19 protein-coding genes are annotated in these 23,475 nt (G+C 71.9%); 13 read left to right on the plus strand and 6 right to left on the minus strand.

Translation table 11 applies throughout. The annotated features are described in order from the left end of the window. The 8 genes from D581_RS0100955 (at position 1) to D581_RS0100990 (ending at position 7,615) form a co-directional block, all read left to right on the plus strand. Entirely contained in the window at positions 1-1,155 is a 1,155-nt protein-coding gene (locus D581_RS0100955) for an MCE family protein (protein WP_018955347.1), read from the plus strand. After that, the gene (locus D581_RS0100960; protein WP_018955348.1) at positions 1,152-2,423 is read left to right on the plus strand and encodes an MCE family protein; all 1,272 of its coding nucleotides are present in this window, start codon (positions 1,152-1,154) and stop codon (positions 2,421-2,423) included. The genes D581_RS0100955 and D581_RS0100960 overlap by 4 nt, the downstream gene beginning before the upstream one ends. After that, entirely contained in the window at positions 2,420-3,655 is a 1,236-nt protein-coding gene (locus D581_RS0100965; protein WP_018955349.1) for an MlaD family protein, read from the plus strand. The genes D581_RS0100960 and D581_RS0100965 overlap by 4 nt, the downstream gene beginning before the upstream one ends. Then, a complete protein-coding gene (locus tag D581_RS0100970) occupies positions 3,652-4,173 on the plus strand; it encodes a hypothetical protein (protein WP_018955350.1) in 522 nt (173 codons plus the stop codon). Before D581_RS0100965 ends, D581_RS0100970 begins: the two co-directional genes overlap by 4 nt. 23 nt (positions 4,174-4,196) lie before the next feature. Further along, on the plus strand, positions 4,197-4,784 hold the full coding sequence (locus D581_RS0100975) for a hypothetical protein (protein WP_018955351.1): 588 nt from the start codon (positions 4,197-4,199) through the stop codon (positions 4,782-4,784). Positions 4,785-4,963: 179 nt separating this feature from the next. After that, positions 4,964-5,461, plus strand: a complete 498-nt coding sequence (locus D581_RS0100980) for a nuclear transport factor 2 family protein (RefSeq protein ID WP_018955352.1) — start codon at positions 4,964-4,966, stop codon at positions 5,459-5,461. A 59-nt stretch (positions 5,462-5,520) separates the two neighbouring features. Continuing rightward, the gene (locus D581_RS0100985; RefSeq protein ID WP_018955353.1) at positions 5,521-6,291 is read left to right on the plus strand and encodes a hypothetical protein; all 771 of its coding nucleotides are present in this window, start codon (positions 5,521-5,523) and stop codon (positions 6,289-6,291) included. A 25-nt stretch (positions 6,292-6,316) separates the two neighbouring features. Further along, entirely contained in the window at positions 6,317-7,615 is a 1,299-nt protein-coding gene (locus D581_RS0100990; protein ID WP_018955354.1) for a lytic transglycosylase domain-containing protein, read from the plus strand. Positions 7,616-7,698: 83 nt separating this feature from the next. Here D581_RS0100990 and ppk2 read toward each other — a convergent pair whose 3' ends face one another. Beyond that, entirely contained in the window at positions 7,699-8,667 is a 969-nt protein-coding gene (ppk2, locus tag D581_RS0100995) for a polyphosphate kinase 2 (protein WP_018955355.1), read from the minus strand. Positions 8,668-8,799: 132 nt separating this feature from the next. Beyond that, positions 8,800-9,861, minus strand: a complete 1,062-nt coding sequence (locus D581_RS0101000; protein WP_018955356.1) for an ATP-dependent DNA ligase — start codon at positions 9,859-9,861, stop codon at positions 8,800-8,802. 76 nt (positions 9,862-9,937) lie between these two features. On the opposite strand from D581_RS0101000, the gene ligD reads away from it, so the two are divergent. Further along, complete coding sequence (gene ligD / locus D581_RS0101005) at positions 9,938-10,984, plus strand: non-homologous end-joining DNA ligase (protein ID WP_020679160.1); 1,047 nt, start codon at positions 9,938-9,940, stop codon at positions 10,982-10,984. Further along, a complete protein-coding gene (locus tag D581_RS0101010; protein ID WP_018955358.1) occupies positions 10,981-12,048 on the plus strand; it encodes a membrane protein in 1,068 nt (355 codons plus the stop codon). Before ligD ends, D581_RS0101010 begins: the two co-directional genes overlap by 4 nt. Positions 12,049-12,062: 14 nt before the next feature. On the opposite strand, the gene D581_RS0101015 is transcribed toward D581_RS0101010, so the two are convergent. Together D581_RS0101015 and D581_RS0101020 are read right to left on the minus strand one after the other, a co-directional pair. After that, positions 12,063-14,300 carry an OmpL47-type beta-barrel domain-containing protein gene (locus D581_RS0101015; RefSeq protein WP_026290059.1) on the minus strand — a complete coding sequence of 746 codons (2,238 nt, stop codon included), beginning with the start codon at positions 14,298-14,300 and terminating at the stop codon, positions 12,063-12,065. Continuing rightward, the gene (locus D581_RS0101020; protein ID WP_486585778.1) at positions 14,297-16,801 is read right to left on the minus strand and encodes a ThuA domain-containing protein; all 2,505 of its coding nucleotides are present in this window, start codon (positions 16,799-16,801) and stop codon (positions 14,297-14,299) included. Before D581_RS0101020 ends, D581_RS0101015 begins: the two co-directional genes overlap by 4 nt. Positions 16,802-17,058: 257 nt before the next feature. Between D581_RS0101020 and D581_RS0101025 the strand changes: the two genes are divergently transcribed. Further along, a complete protein-coding gene (locus D581_RS0101025) occupies positions 17,059-18,135 on the plus strand; it encodes a multicopper oxidase domain-containing protein (RefSeq protein WP_026290060.1) in 1,077 nt (358 codons plus the stop codon). A 145-nt stretch (positions 18,136-18,280) separates the two neighbouring features. Here the strand turns inward: D581_RS0101025 and D581_RS0101030 are convergent, their stop codons facing one another. After that, complete coding sequence (locus tag D581_RS0101030; RefSeq protein WP_018955362.1) at positions 18,281-20,509, minus strand: DEAD/DEAH box helicase; 2,229 nt, start codon at positions 20,507-20,509, stop codon at positions 18,281-18,283. A 477-nt stretch (positions 20,510-20,986) separates the two neighbouring features. On the opposite strand from D581_RS0101030, the gene D581_RS0101035 reads away from it, so the two are divergent. Further along, positions 20,987-21,781: a VOC family protein gene (locus D581_RS0101035; protein ID WP_018955363.1), complete on the plus strand. Its 795-nt coding sequence runs from the start codon at positions 20,987-20,989 to the stop codon at positions 21,779-21,781. A 112-nt stretch (positions 21,782-21,893) separates the two neighbouring features. Continuing rightward, positions 21,894-22,148 (plus strand): WhiB family transcriptional regulator, encoded by a 255-nt coding sequence (locus D581_RS0101040; RefSeq protein ID WP_026290061.1) that lies wholly within the window; start codon positions 21,894-21,896, stop codon positions 22,146-22,148. A gap of 184 nt (positions 22,149-22,332) precedes the next feature. On the opposite strand, the gene D581_RS0101050 is transcribed toward D581_RS0101040, so the two are convergent. After that, on the minus strand, positions 22,333-23,307 hold the full coding sequence (locus tag D581_RS0101050; protein ID WP_018955366.1) for an acyl-ACP desaturase: 975 nt from the start codon (positions 23,305-23,307) through the stop codon (positions 22,333-22,335). Between the last annotated feature and the right edge of the window lie 168 nt (positions 23,308-23,475).

Here is a 23,475-nt window from a genome sequence, read left to right on the forward strand (position 1 = left end):
ATGAGACGCACCCGCATCACCGGCATCACCGCCGGACTCGCCCTCGTCGCCGTCGCGGCCGCCACCGGCGTGAGCGCCCTGGAGGAGGACGGGAAGACCACCGTCACGGCCTACTTCGAACGCGCCACCGGCGTCTACGCCGGATCCGACCTGCGGATCCTCGGCGTCAAGGTCGGCACCGTCGCCTCCGTCGAGCCGCGCGGCGAGGAGGTGAAGGTCGTGCTGCGCCTCGACCGGGGCATCGACGTCCCCGAGGACGCCCACGCCGTCGTCGTCGCCCCCAGCCTCGTCGCCGACCGCTACGTCCAGCTCGCCCCGGCCTACGACGGCGGCCCCCGGCTCGCCGACGACGCGGTCCTGCCCGCAGCCCGCAACGCCACCCCCGTCGAGGTCGACGAGCTGTACGCCTCCATCACCGAACTCTCCACCGCCCTCGGCCCGAACGGCGCCAACGCCGACGGCGCGCTCGCCCGGCTCCTGGACACCGGGGCGAAGAACCTCGACGGCAACGGCAAGGCCATCGGGGACTCCATCGAGCAGTTCGGCAAGGCCACCAAGACGCTCGACAAGTCCAGCGGCGACCTGTTCGACACCCTGGCCCACCTCCAGTCCTTCACCACCATGCTCAAGAAGAACGACGGCAACGTCCGCAGCGCCGAGCAGCAGCTGAACACGGTCACCTCCTTCCTCGCCGACGACAAGAAGAACCTCAGCGCGGCCCTCAAGGAACTCGGCACCGCACTCGGCCAGGTCAAGACGTTCATCGCCAAGAACCGCGGCGCGCTCAAGAAGAACGTCGAGGCGCTGGTGCCCGTCACCCAGGCGCTCGTCGACCAGCGCGCCTCGCTCGCCGAGGCGATGGACACCCTCCCGCTAGCCGCGGGCAACGTCCTGAACGCCTACGACCCCGCCAACCGCACCCTCAACGGGCGCACCAACCTCAACGAACTGTCCATGGGGGGACCGCTCGTCGACCCCGGGGCCGCCTCCGCCGCCGGCCGGCTCACCGGTCTCGCCCCGGTCGACGCGACCCGCCGCAAGGCCCTGCCCGTCCTGCCGCTCCCGGAGGTCGGCACGGTCTACGGCACCCCCGAGAAGCAGCCCGGCAAGCAGACCGGCGAACAGCCCGGCAAGCAGAAGGGGGCGCGACGATGAGCGACGACGACCGGCGCAGACCCGTCGTACGGGCCGCCGTCGCGGCCGTGTCCCTCCTCGCCACCGGTGCGCTGATCGCCCTGGTCGTGGTCCGCCCCGACGGCCCCTCCTTCACCGGTATCGAGCAGATCCCGCTGCCCGGCGGCGCGGACCTCGGAGACCGGCCGTACGAGGTCACCGCCGAGTTCGGCGACGTCCTCAGCCTCGCGCCGCAGTCCTCGGTCAAGGTCAACGACGTGGCCGTGGGGCGCGTCACGAAGATCGCGCTGGCCCCGGACGGCTGGCGGGCCCGGGTCACCATGCGGGTCAACGGGAAGATCAAGCTCCCCGCGAACTCCTACGCCCGTCTCGAACAGTCCAGCCTCCTCGGCGAGAAGTTCATCCAGCTCGCCCCGCCCCCCGAGGGCACCGCACGCGGGTCGCTCGCCTCCGGCGGCCGCATCCCGCACTCCCGCACCAACCGGAACCCGGAGGTCGAAGAGGTCTTCGGGGCCCTGTCCCTGCTCCTCAACGGGGGCGGCGTCAACCAGCTCAAGACCATCACCACCGAACTCAACAAGGCGCTCGCCGGGCAGGAACCGCAGATCCGCTCCCTGCTCAACCGGGTCGACACCCTCGTGACCAACCTGGACGGGAACAAGGGCGACATCACCAGGGCCCTGGACGGCGTCAACCGCCTCGCCGCCACACTCGCCACCCGCAAGCAGGACGTCGGCACGGTCCTCACCGGGCTCAGTCCCGGACTCAAGGTCCTGGAGAGACAGCGCGGTTCGCTGCTGACCATGCTGCGCTCCCTCGACACCCTCTCCACCGTGGCCGTCGACACGATCAACCGGAGCAAAGCCGACATGATCGCCGACCTCAAGGCGCTCGCCCCGACCCTCAAGGCGCTCGCCGACTCCGGCCAGGACCTCCCCGACTCCCTCCAGGTGCTGCTGACCTACCCCTTCACGGACGAGGTGCTGCGCGGCGTCAAGGGCGACTACCTCAACGTCTACCTGGACGTGACGGCCCTGCCCGGTACGCAGATCATCCCCGCCCTCACCCCCGATCCCCCCGGGATCCCGCCGCTGCCCCCGGCCGAGGGCGAGGGCGCGGCGGCCCGGGGTGCGCTGCCCCTGCCCCTGCCGTTGCCCGCCGTGTCGGGAACGCCGAAGACCGGGGCGCCGAGAACCGGGGCACCGAGAACCGGGGCGCCGAAGACCGACGCGCCCGACGCGCCGAAGGCCTCGGGGGCCTCGAACCCCGCGAAGGGGGCGACACCGTGATCACCCTCGCCATCCGGCTGAAGAACCTCGCCTTCCTCGTCATCGCCACGCTGGCCCTCGGTTACCTGGGGGTGCGGTACGCCGATCTCGGCCACTACGTCGGACTGCGCAGCTACTACACCGTCACGGTCCAGCTCCCGCAGACGGGCGGCCTGTACACCCACTCCAACGTCACCTACCGGGGCGTCTCCGTGGGCCGCGTCGGCCCCATCGAGCTGACCGAGGACGGCGTCGAGGCCGAACTGCGGATCGAGAAGGACGCGCCGTCGATCCCGGACAGCCTCACCGCCGTCGTCGCGAACCTGTCGGCGGTCGGCGAGCAGTACGTCGATCTGCGGCCCACCCGCGGGGAGGGGCCGTTCCTGGGCAATGGCTCGGTCATCGACGAGGCCGACACCACCATCCCCGCACCCCCCACTGACGTCCTCACCAGCGTCGACGACCTGGCGAGCAGCGTGGACCCGGAGAGCCTGCGGACCGTCGTCGAGGAGTTCGGGGCCGCCTTCGAGGGGCGCGGCGACGACCTCCAGGTCCTGCTGGACACCAGCGGTGACTTCGTCAAGGCCGCCGACAAGGCCCTGCCGGTCACCACCCGGCTGATGGCCGACGGCGAGCGCGTCCTGCGCACCCAGGCCGAACAGGGGCAGGCCCTCAAGGGCTTCGCCTCGGGGGCCAGGGAACTGGCCGCCGAACTCAAGGGCTCCGACGCCGACCTGCGCCGCCTCATCGCGACCGCCCCGGACGCCGCCGTCCAGATCAGCGGGCTGCTGCGCGACCTGGATCCCGCCTTCGGCGTCGTCGTGGCCAACCTCCTCACCACCTCGGAGGTCGCCGTCACCCGCCAACGGGGCCTGGAGGAACTTCTCGTGAAGCTGCCCGCCGTCGCCGCCGCCGGAGCGAGCGCGGTCGACGACGACGGCGCCCGGTTCGGGATGTCCGTCACCTTCTTCGAACCGCTGCCCTGCACCGCGGGCTACGGCGGCACGGTCTACCGCAACGGCCTCAACACCTCGGACGGGCCCGCCGTGAACACCGCCGCCCGCTGCACCTCCTCGCCCGGCACCGGCATCAACGTCCGGGGCAGCGCCAACGCCCCCAAGGGCGGCCCGGTGCCGAAGCCGGCCGTTCCGGGCTCGATGAAGCTGCCGGGAACCGTGGACACCGGGTCCGCGAGCGCACAGCCGCCGACCGAGGGCATGGCCGGGCTGCTGGGCCTGGGAGGCGGCTCATGACCCCCCGCACCCGACGCCGGGCCGGCTGGGCCGTCCTGCTCGTCGCCGCACTGCTCTGCGGCCTGGGAGCCTGGTCGTACGGGCAGGCGCGCGGCGACCGCTCCCTGTCCTACGCGAAGGCCCGCGACACGGCCCTGGCCGAGGGCAGAGCGCACCTGGCGACGCTGAACAGCCTCGACGGCGAGGACGCGAAGCGGGTCGAGCACGGGTTGCGGGCCTGGCTGGACTCCTCCACGGGCCCGCTGCACGACCAGCTGGCGCGGTCCCGGAAAGCGGACGCGAAGTCCCTGACGGCCGCGGGCGACACGGCCCGGGGCAAGGTCACCTCGGCGGCGCTGACCGCACTGGACGAGCGCACGGGCACGGCGGAGCTGATCGCCACCGTGGACGTCGAGGTCACCCCGCGCTCCGGCGCGGCCGGCACCCAGCGCAAGCGGTTCGGGGCGACCCTCGCCCGTACGGCCGACGGCTGGAAGGTCAAGGCGCTCACAGCGATCGGAACGGGCGGCGGCCGATGAGACCGCGAGGAGGAACGGCGACGATGAAGAGCGACACGGTCCTTGATCCCGACGCGGACCAGGAAGCGGAAACGGGGACGGACGAGCCGGACGGACCGGCGGAGGTACACCTCCGCCGGTGGCCACGCGTCCTCGGCGCACTCCTGACGGTCGCCCTGATCGCCACGGGCGGCGCCCTGTACGCCGAGGGACGCCACCTGAGGGACACCCCGGCCACGGCGAACCTCGCGCTCACCGACGCGGAGGCGACCGCCCGCGTCACCGGTGACGTCAGCAGCGCGCTCGGGAAGATCTTCTCGTACGGTCCCGGGGCCACCACCGTCACCAGGGCGGCGGCGGAAGAGGTCCTGGCGGGCAAGGCGCTCCAGCAGTACGCGACGCTGTTCGGCCAGGTCGAGCGGCAGTCCGCCGACCAGAAACTGACGCTCACCACCGAGGTCGTCCGGGCCGGGGTGACCCGGCTGACCGGCGGCAGCGCCCACCTCCTGGTCTTCCTCGACCAGGTCTACGAGCGCCGGGGCCGCGCCCCCACCACCGCCTCCGCACAGCTCACGGTGACCGCGCGACTGCGCGACGGACGCTGGTGGATCGTCGAGATCGGCTCCACATGACGGCGGGCCGGAGGCGATGGCGCACCGGTCCGGTTCGGCAGGCAGGGGAGAGGCAGCACATGGCACGGCAGCGGACGGCACAGCAGGCCCCAGCAGGGCAGGACTCGGCACAGGAGAGCCCCGCGCCGACAGGGACGGAACGGGCGCAGGCGGTACGGGCAGGGGCGCGGAACCCGTTGGTGATCGCCGCACTGGCCCTGGCGGTCTGCGCGGCCGGAGCGGCGGGCTGGGGCGGCTGGCTGCGCTACGAGGCCACCCACGACGACGCGGCGTCCTTCGCGCAGGCGCGGGACGACGCACTGGCGGCGGGCGAGCAGGCGGTGCAGAACATGAACACCCTGGACCACCGCTCCCTGGAGAAGGGGCTCGACAGCTGGGAGCAGTCCACCACGGGCGATCTGCACAGCCAACTCGTCGACGGACGTGACGCGTTCGCCGAGCAGATCGCCGCCGCCAAGACGGTGAGCACCGCGAAGGTCCTCTCCGGCGCGGTGACGGAGCTGGACCAACGGGCGGGCCGGGCAGGGGTGATGGTGGCGCTACGGATCACCGTGACCGCGCCGAAGGGCGAACCGGCGGTGAAAGAGAGCCGATTGCTCGGGAGCCTCACCCGCACCACGGACGGGTGGAAGCTCAGCGCGCTCGGGCAGGCGCCCGTCGGCGGCACGGGCGGCTGACCTCACCCCCCACCCGCCCGCACTCGCCTGCCCCACGCGCCCCGGAGAGGACCCCGCCCATGTCGACGACCCGTCACCTCGTGAACCGCCGCCGCAGACTGGCCACGGCACCACCGCGCACACCGGGGGCCGAGACCGACCCGGCACCCGAACAGACCACCGCCACCACAGCCACCACCGCTGCCGAACCGCCGCAGACAGCGGAGAGCACCGCCACCGATCTCATTACCGACCCCGACCCCGACCCCGACGCCACCGCCGGGTCCGACGCCGCTCCCGACGCCCCGGCGGACGCCCCCCGTGCCACGGCGTCCCGCCTGCGCGTCGGACTCCCCGCTGTGCTCTGCGCCCTCACCGTCCTCCTCGGAGCCTTCGCCGCCTGGGCGTTCACCTCGGCCGGCAGCCTCCGCGACGAGCCGGCCCGGCAGAACACCGCGCTCACCGACATCGGCCGGACCAGTGAGGTGAAGAGCCGGATCAGCGAGGCGGTCGGCGCGGTGTTCAGTTACGACTACGCCTCGCCCGCCCGGTCCGAGCGCGCCGCGAGCACCTATCTGACCGGCCGGGCCGTGCGCCAGCACAAGGACATGCTCGCCGACGTACGGGAGCAGGCCCCGAAGCAGAAGCTCGTCCTGACCACCACCGTGACCGGGGGCGGGGTCGAGTTCCTCGACGGCGACCGCGCCCGGCTGCTGATCTTCGCCGACCAGAGCAACACCCGTACCGGCAAGGACGAGGAGACGACGTACGCGGCGGCCATGTTCGCCGTGGACGCCGTCCGCCGCGGGGACACCTGGCTGATCGCCGCCATCGACACGTTCACCCGCTGAGCCCCGGAGAGGGAGTGGAGACCAGATGAGCTTCAACCGCACCGTGCGCCGACGGCTCGGCACCACGGCCACCGCGGTCGCCGCGATGACCGCGCTCACCGCCTCCCAGGCCCCGGGGGTCGCGCTGCCCGAGCCCCGGCCGGGGAAGGCGGCGGCATCGGACGACGTCGTGTGGAGCGATGTGCCGGGCGACGACGTCTACCACACCGAGTTGCCTCCGCTGCGGTCCCCGAAGCCGCCCGCTCCCCCGAAGCCCGGGACGAAGCCCGATCCGCTCGTGGCCCGCGCCTGGTCCCAGGCGGGCATCCCGGCGACCGTGCTGGCCGCCTACCGCAAGGCCGAGAGCACGCTGCGCCGCGGCGACCCGGGCTGCGGGCTGCCGTGGCAGCTGCTCGCGGCGATCGGCAAGGTCGAGTCGGGCCAGGCGTCCGGCGGCAGGGTCGACGCCCGGGGCACGACGCTCACCCCGATCCTCGGCCCCGCGCTCGACGGCAACGGCTTCGCCCTGATCCGGGACACCGACGACGGGGCGTACGACGGCGACCGCGCCTACGACCGGGCCGTCGGGCCCATGCAGTTCATCCCCTCGACCTGGGCGGCCTGGGGCGCGGACGGAAACGGCGACGGCCGCCGGGACCCGGACAACATCTACGACGCGGCGCTCGCCGCCGGGCGCTACCTCTGTGCCGGGTCCCGCGATCTGACCCGCCGCGCCGACCTGGACCGGGCGATCCTCAGCTACAACCGGTCCGACACGTATCTGCGGACCGTGCTGTCCTGGCTGGAGTTCTACCGTGGTGGAAGCCATGCGGTCGCCGACGGCCAGGGCGTCCTCCCGGCCGGCCCCGGCCCCGGCGGGAAGACCCCGCCCAAGGCGCCGGTCGGTGGACCCGGTGCTCCGGCCCGTCCCGGCAAGGGCGACGGAGGCGTCGTCGTCGGCCCGCAGCCCACCCGGCCGCCCAGCCCGACGCCCACTCCCCGCCCCACGGGCCCCGGCTCACCGAGCCCGAGCCCCGACCCGACGGACCCCGACCCGACGGACCCCGGCCCGACGGACCCCGGCCCCACCGACCCAGGACCGAGCCCCAGCCCCGACCCGACCGGCCCGACCGACCCGGGTCCCACCGATCCGGGCCCGAGTCCCACCCCCGACCCGACGGACCCCGGCCCCACCCCCTCGCCCGACCCCGGCGAGACCGGACCGGGCTGCCCCGACGCCACCCCGTCGCCGTCCCCGTCCGAACCTTCGCCGGCCGAGCCGGCCCCGGCAGGGGCGCACGGTTCCGCCGACCCCTGCGAACCGGAGGGGAACCCGGGCTCCTGACTCGAACCAGTAGGGCCCCTCGTACGGGGTGACTCCCGGCCCCCGCCCCCCGCGTTCGCGTTCGCCGTGGCGGGGACGGGGGATCACTCCCGTCGGGGATGGTCGCCCGGCCCGTGGGCCCTGCCGGTCAGAGGGGTGGGCGAGAGATCCGTCCGTTCCTCGCCCGGCTCCAACAAGGTGTCCGCGGGACCGACGATGAGCGGATCAGGCGCACCCACCGCCTTCTCATCCTTGCTGTCGTAGTCGAAACGCCACAGAAGGCTGCGCATCGCCTCCAGTCGGCCGCGCTTCTTGTCGTTGTTCTTGACCACGGTCCACGGCGCGCACTCGGTGTCCGTGGCCCGGAACATCTCGACCTTCGCGGTGGTGTACTCGTCCCAGAGGTCCAAGGAGGCCACGTCGGTCGGCGACAGCTTCCACTGGCGTACCGGGTCGACCTGCCGGATCGCGAAGCGGGTCCGCTGCTCGGCGCGGGAGACCGAGAACCAGAACTTCACCAGCAGGACACCGTCATCCACCAGCATCCGCTCGAACTGCGGGGCCTGCTTCAGGAAGTGCTCGTACTGCCGCGGTGTGCAGAAGTCCATCACGCGTTCCACCCCGGCCCGGTTGTACCAGGAGCGGTCGAAGAAGACGATCTCGCCGGCGGTCGGAAGATGCGCCACATACCGCTGGAAGTACCACTGCCCGCTCTCCCGCTCGGTGGGCTTCTCCAGGGCGACCACGCGCGCCCCACGGGGGTTGAGCCGCTCGGTGAACCGCTGGATCGTCCCGCCCTTGCCCGCCGCGTCGCGGCCCTCGCACAGGACCACCAGCCGCTGCCCGCTCTCGCGGACCCACCGCTGGAGCTTCAGCAGCTCGATCTGGAGGAACCGTTTCTCCTTTTCGTACTCCCTGCGGCGCACCCGCCGGTCGTACGGATAGTTCTCCCGCCACGTCTCCAGAGGACGGCCCTGCTCGTCGAGGAGCACGGGCTGCTCGGGACGCCGGCCGTCGACGGTCAGCCCCTTCAGCAGCTCCGCGGGGTCGGTGCTCCGGCCGTCGTCGGTCATGGTCGTGTTCCCCGTTCGCTTCGCATGGTCCGGTGCGGCGGGAGAGGGCCCACCCGCCGCGGATGAGCCCTCTCCCGCACGAGCATGTTCCCCGACAGCCGCCGGGCATGTCCGAGCGGGCCCGGTGAGGGGTCAGCCGCCTGACAGCACCTCGGACAGGTCGAAGGAGACGACCTCCTCCAACTGCCCGTACGTACAGCCGGCGGGGGACCGGTCCGGCCGCCACCGGCGGAACTGGGTGGTGTGCCGGAACCGGTCGCCCTCCATGTGGTCGTAGGCCACCTCGCACACCCGCTCCGGGCGCAGCGGCACCCAGGACTGGTCCTTCTTGCCCGACCAGCGGTTCTGCGTCCCCGGCAGCCGGGACTGCTCGTGCGCCGCCGCGTCCGCCCAGGCGCCCCACGGATGCTCGGCGAACTCGACGCGCAGCGGGGCGAGTTCCTCGGCCAGCTCGGCGCGCCGCTTCATCGGGAAGGCCGCGCAGACCCCGACGTGGTGGAGCACGCCGTCGGCGTCGTACAGGCCGAGGAGGAGCGAGCCGACCACCGGGCCGCTCTTGTGCTCGCGATAGCCCGCCACCACGACGTCGGCGGTCCGCTCGTGCTTGATCTTGTACATCGCCCGGGCGTCCGGCCGGTAGGGGAGATCGAGCGGTTTCGCCACGATCCCGTCGAGCCCGGCCCCCTCGTACCGTGCGAACCACTCCCGGGCGACCTCGATGTCCGTGGTGGCCGGGGCGAGGAAGACGGGCGCGGACGCTTCCGAGAGCGCGGCCCTCAGCACCTCCCGCCGGTCCGCCTGCCGAGTGGGGAGGAGGGAGGTGTCGTCGACGGCGAGGACATCGAAGGCGATCAGGCTCGCCGGGGTCTGCTCGGCGAGCAGCCGCACCCGGGAGTCCGCCGGGTGGATGCGCTCGCTGAGCCGGTCGAAGTCGAGCCGCCCCTCGTGGGCGATGACGATCTCCCCGTCGATCACACAGCGCGGCGGGAGGTTCTCCCGTACGACGTCGACCAGGTCGGGGAAGTAGCGGGTCAGGGACTTGCCCGTGCGGCTGCCGATCTCCACCTCGTCCCCGTCCCGGTACACGATCGCCCGGAAGCCGTCCCACTTCGCCTCGTAGCTCATGCCCGGCGGGATCTTGGAGACCGACTTGGCGAGCATCGGCTTCACGGGCGGCATCACCGGCAGGTCCATGGGCCGATTCTGGACCGCGACCCCGCCCGTGTCTCCCGATGTGCGGCATATGTGCGACCGGCCTACGGTGGCCGTCATGGGAGCAGCGGTGGAGTTGGACGCGGGCGGACGGGCCGTGAGGCTGTCCAACCCGGACAAGGTGTACTTCCCGGAGAAGGGCTACACCAAGAGGGACGTGGCCGAGTACTTCCTGGCGGTGGGGCCGGGGATCACCCGGGCCCTGAACCGTCGGCCGACCACGCTCCAGCGCTTCGTCGACGGGGTGGAGGGCGACTTCTTCTACCAGAAACGCGCCCCGAAGAACCTCCCCGAGTGGATCCCCACCGCCCGGATCGCCTTCCCCAGCGGCCGGCCCGCCGACGAGATCTGCCCCACCGAGGTCGCCGCCGTGATCTGGGCCGCCAACCTCGGCACCCTCACCTTCCACCCCTGGCCCGTCCGCGCCGGGGACACCGACCACCCGGACGAACTCCGCATCGACCTGGACCCGCAGCCCGGCACCGACTACGCCGACGCCGTCACCGCCGCCCATGAGCTGCGCTCCGTCCTGGAGGACCACGGCGTACGCGGCTGGCCCAAGACCTCCGGCGGCCGGGGCATCCACGTCTTCGTGCCCATCGAGCCCGCCTGGACCTTCACCGAGGTGCGGCGCGCCACCATCGCCGCCGGGCGGGAGCTGGAGCGGCGGATGCCCGAGCGGGTGACGACCGCCTGGTGGAAGGAGGAGCGCGGCGAGCGGATCTTCGTCGACTTCAACCAGACCGCCCGCGACCGCACCATCGCCTCCGCCTACTCCGTACGCCCCTTCCCGCACGCCCCGGTCTCCGCGCCGCTGCGCTGGGAGGAGATCGACGACGCCGAACCGCGCGACTTCGACATCGTCACCCTCCCGGCGCGCTACGCCGAACTCGGCGACGTCCACGCCGACATGGACCAGGAGGCGTTCCGGCTCGACGCCCTGCTGGAGCTGGCCGACCGGGACGAGAAGGAGCGCGGGCTCGGCGACATGCCCTATCCGCCGGAGTACCCGAAGATGCCCGGCGAACCCAAGCGCGTCCAGCCCAGCCGCGCCCGCCACGACGAGGACGGTGACGACCGCGGCGGCGACGGCGGGCCGGCGTGAGCGGGAGCGGCGACCGGCACGGTGCGCACGGGCGGCCGCTCACCCTCCGCGAGCGCTGGGAGGCGTACAAGAACAGCCCGTTCCTCCCCGCGACCGTCCTCGTCCTGATCGTCGCCGCCGCGGCCGGTCTCTTCGCCGGCTCCTACACGTACGCGATGGCCGACCCCACCCCGCACCGCATCCCCGCCGCCCTGGTCACCCGGCCGGAGGCGACGCGCGGCGAGGCGTTCGTCGCGGGCATGGAGAAGGCCCTCGACGCCTCCCTCGAACTGCGCGACTACCCCGACGTCGCCGACGCCCGCCGTGCCCTGGACGAGCAGAAGATCTTCGCCATCGTGCGCGCGTCCGACGGGGGAGTGGCGCTCGACGTGGCCGGAGCCTCCGGCGCGTCCGTGGCCGAGCTGCTCGGCAAGGCGGGCCTGGAGGTGGGCGGGGCCACCGGGGTCGAGGTCACGGTCCGGGACATCAAGCCGCTCCAGCGGGGCGACCCGCGCGGACTCGCCCTGTTCTACATCTCGCTGGCCGCCGTGATCATGGGCTTCCTCGGCGCGATCCAGCTCAGCGTGCACGCCCACGGCCTGAACCCGGCCGAGCGGATCGCCTTCACCGTCGCCTACGCCCTGCTCGGCGGGTTCGCCATCGCGGCGGCCGTGGACTGGTGGCTCGGGGCGGTGGACCTGCCGTTCGTCCAGTCCTGGCTGATCCTGGCGTTCACGATGTTCACCTCCGGCATGGTCTTCACCATGTTCAACACGTTGATGGGCCGCTGGGCGATGATCCCCACCTGGGGCGTCATGGTGCTGCTCGGCAACCCGTCCTCCGGCGGCGCGGTGTCCTGGCCGCTGCTGCCCTCGGCGCTCGGGCACATCGGCCGCTGGCTGCCGCCGGGCGCCTCCGTCAACGCCCAGCACACCGCCGTCTACTACCAGGGCCACCAGTTCGTCTTCCCGTACCTGGTCCTCGCCGGCTGGGCGCTGGTCTCCTGCACGGTGTTCTGGGTGTGGCGCCACCGGCACCCCGGTGGCCGCGCCCGCACGCCGGAGCATGCGGACGCGGCCACCTGAGCGGGCCCCGCGGTCTACAGCTCCTTGATCCGGATGTCGCGGTACGAGATGACGTCGGTGACGCCGTGCACCTGGAGCCCGATGTGACCGGAGGCGAACCGCCGGCCGTCGGTGCCCGGGTCGTCGCCCCGCGGCGGCTCGAAGAGCTGACCGCCGGTGTTGTCGAACTCGTTGATCAGGACACCGTTGCGGTAGATCTCGTAGTGCTGGTCCACCACCTTGATCTCGTAGTCGTTCCAGGTGCCCTTCGGTGTGACGCCTGCGCCGCCGAGGCCCACCCGGTCGAAGCCGTACACCGAACCGGTCTTGTACATGTCGCCGTCCGGCCGGTCGTTGACCTGGATCTCATGGCCGTACTTGATGGCGACCCACTCCGGACGCGACTCCTCCGGGTGGTCGTGGACGTTCGGGAAGCGGACGAAGACCCCGCCGTTGGCGTTGCCCGAGCCCGGGGCGTCGTCCCGCCACTGGAGCTTGAGCGAGTAGTCGCCGTAGGCCCGGTTCGGCAGCCACAGCATGCCCATCCCGCCCACCGTGGTGGAGCTGGTGATGGAGCCCTCCTCCTCGTTCAGCTCGAACTTGCCGCCACCCACGTGGCTCCACTTGGCGAGCGAGGCCGCCGTGCCGTCGAAGAGCTTGGTGTAGCCCTCGACCTGGCCCGGCTTCCCGATGCCCGACTGCTTGGCGGCCTGGTTGATCGCCCTGCGCTCGCGCTGGTCGATGACGCCGTCGGTCTTCAGCCTGTCGAGCACCGTCGTCACGTGCTTGAGGAACAGCGCGTGGGAGGACCAGTCCTTCTCGTCCTCGATCAGCTCGTTGATCGTGCAGCGGTTACGGGTGATCCGGTTCGGCACACCCGTGTCGATGGTGCCGACGAAGACGGTGTGCCGCTCGTCGAACTCCGCGCAGTTCGGCGCGGGAACCCCACCGCCCTGGGCGATGGTGAACGACACCTTCCTCGCCTCGGAGGTGTTGCCCGCCTTGTCCGTCGCCCGGTGGGCGATGGAGTGGTAGCCGACCCGGTCGACGATCACCGGGGTGGTGTACGCCAGGTAGGGGCCGCCGTCGAGGCTGTACTCGACCTTGTCCACGCCCGAGTCGTCGTCGGTCGCCGAGACGGTCGCCCTGGCGCTGGTGATGAACGCCCCGTCGCTGTTCTTGTCGCCCTCGACCTTCACCGAGGTCTCCGGAGCCGCCTGGTCCTGGGACGGCGGCTCGACCACGGTGAAGTCGACGGCCTTCTCGTCCGCCACGTTGCCCGACCGGTCGGTGGCCCGGTAGCGGACCTGGTGCTCGCCCAGCTCGTGGACCATCACCGGTGCGGTGTACGGCTGCCACGCGCCCTCCGCGCCGAGCGCGTACTCGATGGTGTTGACGCCGGACCCGGTGTCGGACGCGGTCACGGTGACCGTGGCCATGCCCAGGTACGCGCCCGCGTCGTCCTTCTCGCCCGAGACGGTCGCCGAGGTCTCCGGCGGCGTCTTGTCGTCGGTCGGCGGCGCGGCGACCGCGAAGTCGACGGACTTCTCCGCCGCCACGTTGCCCGCCTTGTCGGTGGCCCGGTAGCGGACCGTGTGGTCGCCGACCTCGTTCACCACGACGGGCGCGGTGTAGGGCTGCCACGCGCCGTCCGCCCCGAGGGCGAACTCGACGGTGTCGACGCCGGAGCCCGCGTCGGTGGCCTCGACGGCGACGGTGGCCTGGCCGATGTACGCGCCGTCGCCGTTCTGGTCGCCGTCGATCTTCGCCGAGGTCGCGGGGGCCTCGGTGTCCTCGCCGCTGCCCTCGGTGACGGTCAGGATGCCCTGCATCATGCCGTGGCCGGGGATCGTGCAGTGGTAGAAGTACCGGCCGGGCGACAGCGTGACCTCCACGCTGTGCTTGCCGCCCTCGGCGTCGCCCGGGTTGGCCAGGATGTTCAGCTGGACGTCGTTGTTGAACTCCGGGTCCGACACGCCGAACGTCAGCGTGTGCGGCATGCTCGTCGTGTTCCCGGTGGCCGTGCTGTTCTCGAAGACGATGGTCGCCTTGCCGGCCACCGCAGTCTTCGGCGCGGACAGATAGCGGTCGATCGGGTCGCCTGCGGTCCAGGTCAGCACCTGGTCGGCAGCGGCCGCCGGGGGAGCGTCGTCCCCCTTGCCGTACGCGGCCGTCGAGGTCAGTCCGAGGACCATGAGGAGGGAGGCCAGCAGGGCCACCCAGAAGCTCGGCGGACGGTGCCGCCCGCGTGCGAGGTGCGGATGGTGTCTCACTTCGCTGCCGCCTTTCCGACGAGATCCTTGGCGGCCGGGGTCGCGGCGCCGCCCTTGTACGTCACGCGCCAGAGCGCGGACTTGGGGTCGGAGGTGAAGAATCCGCGCCCGTAGTCCAGGACGTACAGCGAGCCGTCCGGCGCGAACTTCCAGTCCATCAGGTTGCGGATGCCGTTTGCCCCGACCGGGATGATCTTCTTCAACGACTCGGCGTGCGTGGGCAGTCCGCCCTTGCCGACCGTCCTCGGGTCGGTGAGCACGGCGTGCCGGGGCTGGGTGGCGTCGTAGAAGTCGCCGACGAACCACTTGCCGTCCCAGTAGGCGGGCCACTTGGCGGTGGACTCGCTCTGGGCGTCGTAGCGGTAGACCGGGCCGTTCATCGTGGCCTGCCCGCCGCCCTTGAGCCAGGGCAGCAGTTCCTTGCCCTCCTCCGTCTTGTAGCTCGGTACGCCGTTCTCGTCGCGCGGGTAGTCGACCCCGCCGCCCTGCGGGGAGTACCAGATGGTGTTCGGGGTCACCGGCGGGATCTTGACCAGGCCGTCGTTGTGCGGCGACTCGTTCTTCGGCGCGTCGCAGTCGTACCAGCCCAGCGGCTTGCTCGGGTCGGGCAGATTACGGTCCCGGTAGGGCTGGTTGTTGCCCATGCAGTACGGCCAGCCGTGGTTGCCCGCCTTGGTGATCGCGGCGAACGTGTCGTACTTCGCCGGGCCCCAGGTGGTGGACGGGGCGCCCGCGTCGGGGCCGACCCACCCCGCGTACAGCGTGTCCGTCGCGGTGTCGATCGAGATCCGGGCCGGGTTGCGCACGCCCATCACGTAGATCTCGCCGCGGGTCTTCCCGCCGCCCTCGTCCGGCTCCTCGCCGGTGAAGAGGTTGCCGGCCGGCAGGGTGTACGTGCCGTCGTCCTCCGGGTGGATCCGCAGGATCTTCCCGTTGAGGTTGTTGGTGTTGCCCGCGGTGCGCCGCGCGTCGGCGAAGCCGACGCCCTTGTAGTTCGGCTCCGGGTTGTTGCCGGAGTAACCGCCGCTGAAACCGGAGGAGTTGTTGTCACCGGTCGCGATGTACAGGTTGTCCTCGGAGTCCCAGGCCATGCCACCGCCCGCGTGGCAGCAGCTGTTGATCTGCACCGGCCAGCCGAGCAGCACCTTCTCCGAGGCCAGGTCCAGCTTGTCGGTCGCGGAGTCGAAGGTGAAGCGGGAGACCTGACGGGTCGCCATGCGCTTGTCGCGGTCGATCTTCGCGTGCGGGGTGTAGTGCAGATACACCCACCCGTTGGACGCGAAGTCCGGGTCCAGCTCGATGCCGAGCAACCCCTCCTCGACCTTGACCAGTTCGTCGCCGCCGCCCTTGTTGCCGAAGACGTCCAGCGCACCCGCCAGGGTGACCTTCTTGGTCTCCGGGTCGTAGACGTGGATCTCGCCCTTGCCCTTGCCGATGTCCGGGTCGTTCCAGTCGGTGACGACCGGGACGGAGCTGTCGGCCCCGCCGCGCCCGATGTAGAAGACCCGCCCGTCCGGTGCGGTCACCAGGCCGTGCGGCTCGCCGATCTGGTCGTTCTGGCCCGGCTGGTTGGGCTGGGTGACGCGCTCGGCGGTGTAGTTGGAGGTGATCGTCGCCTTGCAGTCGGCCTGCGAGGTCCGGTTCGTCCAGGCGAGGGCGCCGCGCAGATGGTCGCGGAAGTCGGTCTCCGCGAAGCTGTTCGCCGTACCGCCCATGGCCGTGTAGAAGGACCGGCCGCCGTCGTAGTCGCGGCACCAGGAGACCGGGTGGTCCCAGCCGTTGGCGCTCGCACCCGGCTTGTACGTCAACTCCCGCACGCGCGCCACGGTGTGTACCTCACCGGACGGGTTCTTCGTCCAGTTCAGCCACTTGTCGGGGCGCTTCCACTCCAACGGGAGGTTCTTGGTGGCCGGGTGGACCCGGTCGCCGATCTCCACGGTCGCACGCTGCGTGGAAGCCGGGCTGTTCGCCGCGGGGCGCGCTCCGACCAGACCGGTGAACCAGTCCGAGTACGGTTCGGTCCGCGCCGCGTCATGGATGCCGAGGAAACCGCCGCCCGCCTCCATGTAGGCCTCCAGGCCCGCTTCCTGCTCCGGGTCGAGGACGTCGCCCCCGCCGGTCAGGAAGACGACGGCGTGGAACGAGCCGAGCCGCTTGCCGTTGGTGAAGACCCTCGGGTCGGCCGTGGCCACGGTGGCGAACCGTCCGGCCTCCGGGCCGCTCAGCCCGATCTTCTCGATCGCCGCTATACCGGCGTCCGTGTACGGTGCCTCGTCGCCGGCCGAGGCGTGGAAGACCAGCACCTTGACCTGCTTGGCGGAACCGGGCGGAGTCGGCAGGGACAACGTTGTCGCCATCTTCTCGACCAGGGCCCGGTCCGGCGACTGGTCCGCGCTGGCCGGGCCGCCACCGCCCAGCATGGACACGGTCAGTGCGCCGGCCGCCACGGCCGCCGCGAGGCCGCGTCGTGATCTGGACCGGTGATGTGATGCGCGCTGCATGTGGTCACCCACCCCTCTGTGGTCACTGCACCTCTCGGTGACTGTGGCTTGCTCACTCTTCGTCAGTACCTCTTGATTCACTGTGACAGCGCACGAAGCTAGACCTCTTTTCGCGGTACGCCAATAGGTATGGCAGCAATCGTGTGAACTTTGTCCTGGGTGTGGATAAACCGAGATGCCCCGGCTACGGTGTGGCCCGTTCCGGCCATTCTTGTGGGCGGCTTCACCGGTTTCCTTATCGCAGTGGGGAGTTCGACATGGACCGAAGGACCTTCAGCCGACGGATGCTGGTCGGTGGTGCGGCCGCGGCCGCGACTGGGGTGACATCGTTGTCGCTCGGAGCGGTGGAGGCGAGCTCGGCCGAGAATCCGCCCCGTACGGCCCCGGCCGGCGGGGTGGTGCGACGGCTGAGGATGTACGCCGAGAAGTTGCCGAACGGCGAGCTGGGCTACGGCTTCGAGAAGGGCAAGGCCTCGATCCCCGGCCCCCTCATCGAGCTGAACGAGGGCGACACGGTCCACATCGAGTTCGAGAACCTCACCGACGTCGACGCCAGCCTCCACGTCCACGGCGTCGACTACGACATCGCCAACGACGGCACCCGGATGAACAGGAGCCACGTCGAGCCCGGCGGCACCCGTACGTACACCTGGCGCACCCACGCCCCGCGCCTCCGCAAGGACGGCACGTACGAGCCGGGCAGCGCGGGCTACTGGCACTACCACGACCACGTCGTCGGCACGGACCACGGCACCGGCGGCATCCGCAAGGGGCTGTACGGGCCGGTCGTCGTGCGCCGCAAGGGCGACATCCTGCCTGACCAGACCTGCACGGTCGTCTTCAACGACATGATGATCAACAACAAGACGGCCCACAACAGCGTCAACTTCGAGGCCACGGTGGGTGACCGGCTCGAATTCGTGATGATCACGCACGGTGAGTACTACCACACCTTCCATATCCACGGTCACCGCTGGGCGGACAACCGGACCGGCATCCTCACCGGCCCCGACGACCCGAGCCGGGTCATCGACAACAAGATCTGCGGCCCCGCGGACTCCTTCGGACTCCAGATCATCGCGGGCGAACGCGTGGGCGCGGGCGCCTGGATGTACCACTGCCATGTCCAGAGCCACTCCGACATGGGGATGGCCGGGCTCCTGCTGATCAAGAAGCCCGACGGCACCATTCCGGGGTACGAACCCCACCACGCGGCGGGCGGCGCGGAGAAGAAGGCCGAGGAGAAGAGCGGCACGCAGAGCGCCGAGGAGAAGGCCGGTGCGAATAGCGCCGAGGGGAAGTCCGGGACGGGCGCCGGGGAGCACCAGCACTGACCCCGCCCGTGCCCCCGTCCGCCACGGGGGCCCGCGGAGGGGGCGGGCCCGGTCAGGGACGCCGGGCCAGACCCGGTCCGGGACGGCGGGCGGCCCCGGTCACGGCGGTGGGCCGGACCTGGTCAGGGACGGCGGGCGGCTCCGGTCACGGACGGCGGGCGTCGTCCGCGAGCCGCCGCTGCTCCTCCTCGACGATGCGCCGGGCCAGTTCGGCGTCGGAGACGTCCACCGCGTCCGGGGTGGTCTCCGCGAGATCGCTGCGCCGGGCATACGCGTCGAAGAGCCGGTCCTTGCGGGCCAGCAGCTCCACCAGGCGCTGGTCGACGCTGTCCGTGGCCAGCAGCCGGTGCACCTGGACCGTGCGCACCTGGCCCATCCGGTGCGCGCGGGCCACGGCCTGGTGCTCCAGCGTGGGTTTGATCTGCGGCTCGCACAGGATGACCACGGAGGCGGCCTGCATGTTCAGACCGGTCCCCCCGGCCTGGATCTGGCTCAGCAGCACCGCGTGCCCGTCCACGGCGGAGAAGGCGTCGACGAGCTCCTGCCGCCGGGCCGGCGGGACGCTCCCGGAGAGGGGCCCGAAGGCGTCCGGGCCCAGGGCCTCGCCGACGGCCGCGAGGACCTCGCGGAAGTAGGAGAAGACGACCACCTTCAGGCCGGTCTCCCGCGCCTCGTCCACCAGCTCGCGCAGCCGCTCCAGCTTGGCGGACGCCTCGGGCGCGGCATAGGCGGCCCGGCACATCCGCATGAACCGCCCCGAGGCGACCGCCTCCCGGTAGGCGTCCCGGTCCTCGGCGCTGAACTCCTCCCACTCGTCCACGTGGACCAGCGCGGGGAGTTCGGCCAGCACGTCGACCTGGTTGCGGCGCAGGTAGGCGGGGGCGACGGCCCGGCGGAAGGCCCGCGAACCGGCCGCGCCGTGCGTACCGCTGACCGACGGCGCGAGTTCGGGGCGGAGCTGGTGTACGAGGCTGCGGAACTCCTCGACCCGGTTCTCCATCGGGGTGCCCGTGAGGAACAGCACCCGCTCCACGTGCTCCGCCCAGCCGGCGACCGCCCGTGACCGTCGGGCCGTGGGGTTCTTCACGAAGTGGGCCTCGTCCACGACCAGCATCCCGGGCCGCACCGAGGCCGCCGCCCCGGGCAGCAGGTGCAGCGCGTCGAACGTGGTCACCGCCACCCCGCCGTTCTCCCGCCAGTCCGCGAACGCCTCGGTCCGCTCCGCACCGTGCACCGGCACGGCGCGCAGGGTGGAGCGGGCCCGGATCTCCCGCGTCCAGTTGATCAGCACGCTCGCCGGGCAGACCACGAGGAAGTGGCTCTCGCCGTGTGCGGCGAGATGGGCGAGCGCCGCGATGGCCTGCACGGTCTTGCCGAGCCCCATCTCGTCCCCGATGACGACCCGCTTCTGTGCCAGCGCGAAGCGCGCCCCGAACGCCTGGTAGCCGCGCAGGGACACCCGCAGATGCGTGTCGTCCAGGCGCAGCGCGCGTACCCGGTCCGCGATCCCGGCGGGCAGGAACCCCTCGGCGGCGTCCCGGTCCGGGCCGCTGCCGGACAGCTCGGCGAGCAGGCTGTAGTACTCGGCGGAGCGCAGCTCGAAGTCCACCCAGGCCTCGGCGGGCGACGCCGGTGACCGCAGCAGGTCGGCCGACGCCTGGGCGAAGAGCACCGGCAGCTCCCGCTCCACGGCGTCCGTCACGGCCGCGTGCACCGCGCCGACGGCCTCGCGCGCCCGCGCCCGCGCCTGACGCCCCGTGAACAGCATGCGCAGCCGGCTCCCGGCCGGTGCGGCCGCCGTCACCGGGGGGCCGAGCCGCTCGGCGAGCCGGCGGGCCGCGTCCACCGCCCGCCGCGCGTCCGTACCGGCCTCGGCCAGCCGGTGCAGGGCGACGACCAGTGCGGTGCTGGTGTCGTCCGGGGCGTCCACGTCGATCCGCACCGAGACGGTGTCCCGCACGGCGTGGGCGAGCTGCGCGGCGGCGGCCAGCGCCTGATCGGCGGTGTGCGCGCCGACGCCGGGGAGCTGCCGGAGCTTGTAGCGGTCCGTGCCGTGGACCTGCCCGACCGTGCCGAACCCGGCCTGCTCCAGCGCCCCGAGCCGCAGCCGTCCCTCGGTGACGTCCTTGAGCCGGGACACCGGGATGGCGGCCAGCTCCCGGCCCACCAGGGAGTCGAGCAGCGGATCGAGCACGGAACGTACGGCGTCCACCGCGGCTTTCCGGTCCGCCGGCACGGCACGGGCGCTCTCCAGGAGCCGCTCCGCCCGCGCGAGCAGCTCCCGGACCGCGCCGCCCGTCGGCACCGGGCTCGCGGCGGTCCCGTGCGCGAGTGTCCCGAGGGCCGTGCCGCCCGCCGCCCCGCTCTGCTTCATATGCGTCCTTCTGTTCCCGGAGCGAGTGCCTCACCGCTCCGGGACGGGTGTCTCACCGCCCCGGGACCCGCTCCGTCGGCTTTCCCGCCATCGTGCCACGCACCTCCGACAGGCCCCGGGCGTGCACTGCTGCCGCTCACCCCCGCCCGACACGGGACGCGTCGGGCGGCAGGGCGCTGACGTACGGCGCCGAACGACCACCGCCCCCGACGGCCCGGGCGACGCGCCGGTCCAACGCTTAGCCCCGGCCCCCCGGTGCTGTCTACGCTGAACCGCGTGACAGAAGCGATCACCGTCGGCCCCGGCTCCCACCGGGCCGCCCGGAGCCGGGGCCCCGCGGCTCCGGGCGGTGTATCGCACCCCGGTCGGCCTCGCGCGGACTGCGGTCGTCGGTGCCCGGTGCAAGACTCGGAACGAGAGGAACCACCTGGCAGCACCGGACGAGCCAGACCACCCGGACCGACTGAGGAGCACGCCATGATCAGCCCCACCTTCCTCGACGGAGCGCCCAACTGGGTCGATCTCGGCACCCCCGACCTCGACGGGGCCTCCGCCTTCTACCGGGAGCTGTTCGGGTGGGGTCTGGTCCCCGGAGGCCCCGAGGTCGGTGGCTACGGAATGCTCACCCTGGACGGCCGTTACGTCGGCGGTGTGATGACGGTGTCGGAGGAGGAATCGCCCAGCGCCTGGTCGGTCTCCTTCCAGTCGCCCGACATCGCCGCCACCGCCGCGGCGGTGGAGCGGGCGGGCGGCGGCGCCGCCTTCGAGCCGATGGACGTCCTGGACCTCGGCAGCATGGGCGGCTTCACGGATCCGGCCGGGGCGTATTTCGGCGCCTGGCAGCCGAAGAAGCACTCCGGCTTCGGCGTCGCCCAGGAGCCCGGCTCGTTCCTCTGGGCCGAGCTGTACACCTCCGACGTCCCGGCGGCGGCCGCCTTCTTCGGAACGGTCTTCGGCTGGGGGACCGACCAGTTGAAGGTGGAGGGCACCGACTACACCTACACCACCGTCCACCCGGCCGGCGCCGGCCCGGACGCGTCGTTCGGCGGCCTGGTCCGGATGGGCGACGTCCCGTCCGAGGCCGCCCGGGGCCCGCACTGGCTGCCGTACTTCGCCGTGGCCGACGTCGACGCCACGGTGGCCGGGGCGAAGCGGCTCGGCGGCACGGAGACCCTGGCCGCCATGGACGTGCCCGGCGTCGGCAAGATGGCCAACGTCGCCGATCCGTACGGGGCGGTCTTCGCGGTCATGAGGCCCGAGCCGAGGCAGTAGCCAGGGGCGGGGCCGCGGCCCCGAGGGCTCCGGCGCGCACTCGTGGCCGCGGCCGGAGCACATTGATGAATCGTTGATCAGTTGTTTATCGCCACTGGGCACCGTGTGCACCATGCTGATCAACACCGTGACCGACGACGCGCTCGCCTGGCAGGAGTCCGCGTTGTGCGCGCAGGCCGGGCCCGAGTTCTTCTTCCCGGCCCCGGGCAGTTCGACCCGCGAGGCCAAGCAGCTGTGCAACGCCTGCGAAGGCCGACTGGCCTGCCTGGAGTACGCCCTCGCCAACGACGAGCGGTTCGGCGTCTGGGGCGGCCTGTCGGAGAAGGAGCGCGAGCGGCTGCGCAGAGAAGGCCGCGACCGGGGCTGAACGCCCCCGGCCACACCGTAAAACCCCTGAGGTGTTGCGCACCGGGTGGACCGGACCGTGGCGCACCCAGCTGCGGATGCTCCGCCAGCACTCCTCGGACGACGTGCGCGACATGGCGTACGCCGGGGTCACCGCCGAGGAGTGAGGCCCGGGCTCGGATCGAAGCACCTGCCGGGGGCTGGGATCAGGCGCGGCCGCGCGCCACCATACGGGCCTTGCGGGCGGCGAGCTTCTCGTCGAACTTCGACGCCTCGCTGTCCAGCCCGCCCATGTACAGACCGAGCTCCTCCTGGGCCTTCGCACCCTCCGGGCCGAGCCCGTCGATGTCCATCACCTTCAGGAAGCGCAGCACGGGCTGGATCACGTCGTCGTGGTGGATGCGCATGTTGTAGATCTCGCCGATCGCCATCTGCGCGGCGGCCCGCTCGAAGCCGGGCATGCCGTGCCCGGGCATCCGGAAGTTGACGACGACGTCGCGCACGGCCTGCATGGTCAGGTCCGGGGCCAGCTCGAAGGCGGCGCCCAGGAGGTTGCGGTAGAAGACCATGTGCAGGTTCTCGTCGGTCGCGATCCGGGCCAGCATCCGGTCGCAGACCGGGTCGCCGGACTGGTGGCCGGTGTTGCGGTGCGAGACGCGGGTGGCCAGCTCCTGGAAGGCGACGTACGCGACGGAGTGCAGCATCGAGTGCCGGTTGTCCGACTCGAAGCCCTCCGCCATGTGCGCCATGCGGAACTGCTCCAGCTTGTCCGGGTCCACGGCGCGCGAGGTGAGCAGATAGTCGCGCATCACGATGCCGTGGCGGCCCTCCTCGGCGGTCCAGCGGTGCACCCAGGTGCCCCACGCGCCGTCGCGGCCGAAGAGGGAGGCGATCTCGTGGTGGTAGCTGGGGAGGTTGTCCTCGGTGAGGAGGTTCACCACGAGGGCGATCTTGCCGATGTCGGTGACCTTCGACTGGTCGGCCGACCACGCCTCGCCGTCCTCGAAGATACCGGGGAAGTTCCGGCCGTCGGAGAAGGGGACGTACTCGTGGGGCATCCAGTCCTTGGCGACCTTGAGATGGCGGTTGAGTTCCTTCTCCACCACCTCTTCCAGCGCGTACAGCAGTTGGGCGTCGGTCCACGCCTTCGAACTGCCGAGGTGGGGAGAGGCGATCGTCACGGGGAGCTCCTGGGGACGGGAGAATTACCTACGGCTTCGTAGGTTACGTGACCGTAGGTTAAGGCGACCGTAAGGTGAAAGCCAAGCCCGTCCCCGGGAACGGCCGGATACACGGAGTCATCCGGCCAGGTGAGAGGGTGTGCGAGAGCCCTCCCGCAGCCCTTCCGG

It is taken from the genome of Streptomyces sp. CNB091, assembly GCF_000377965.1.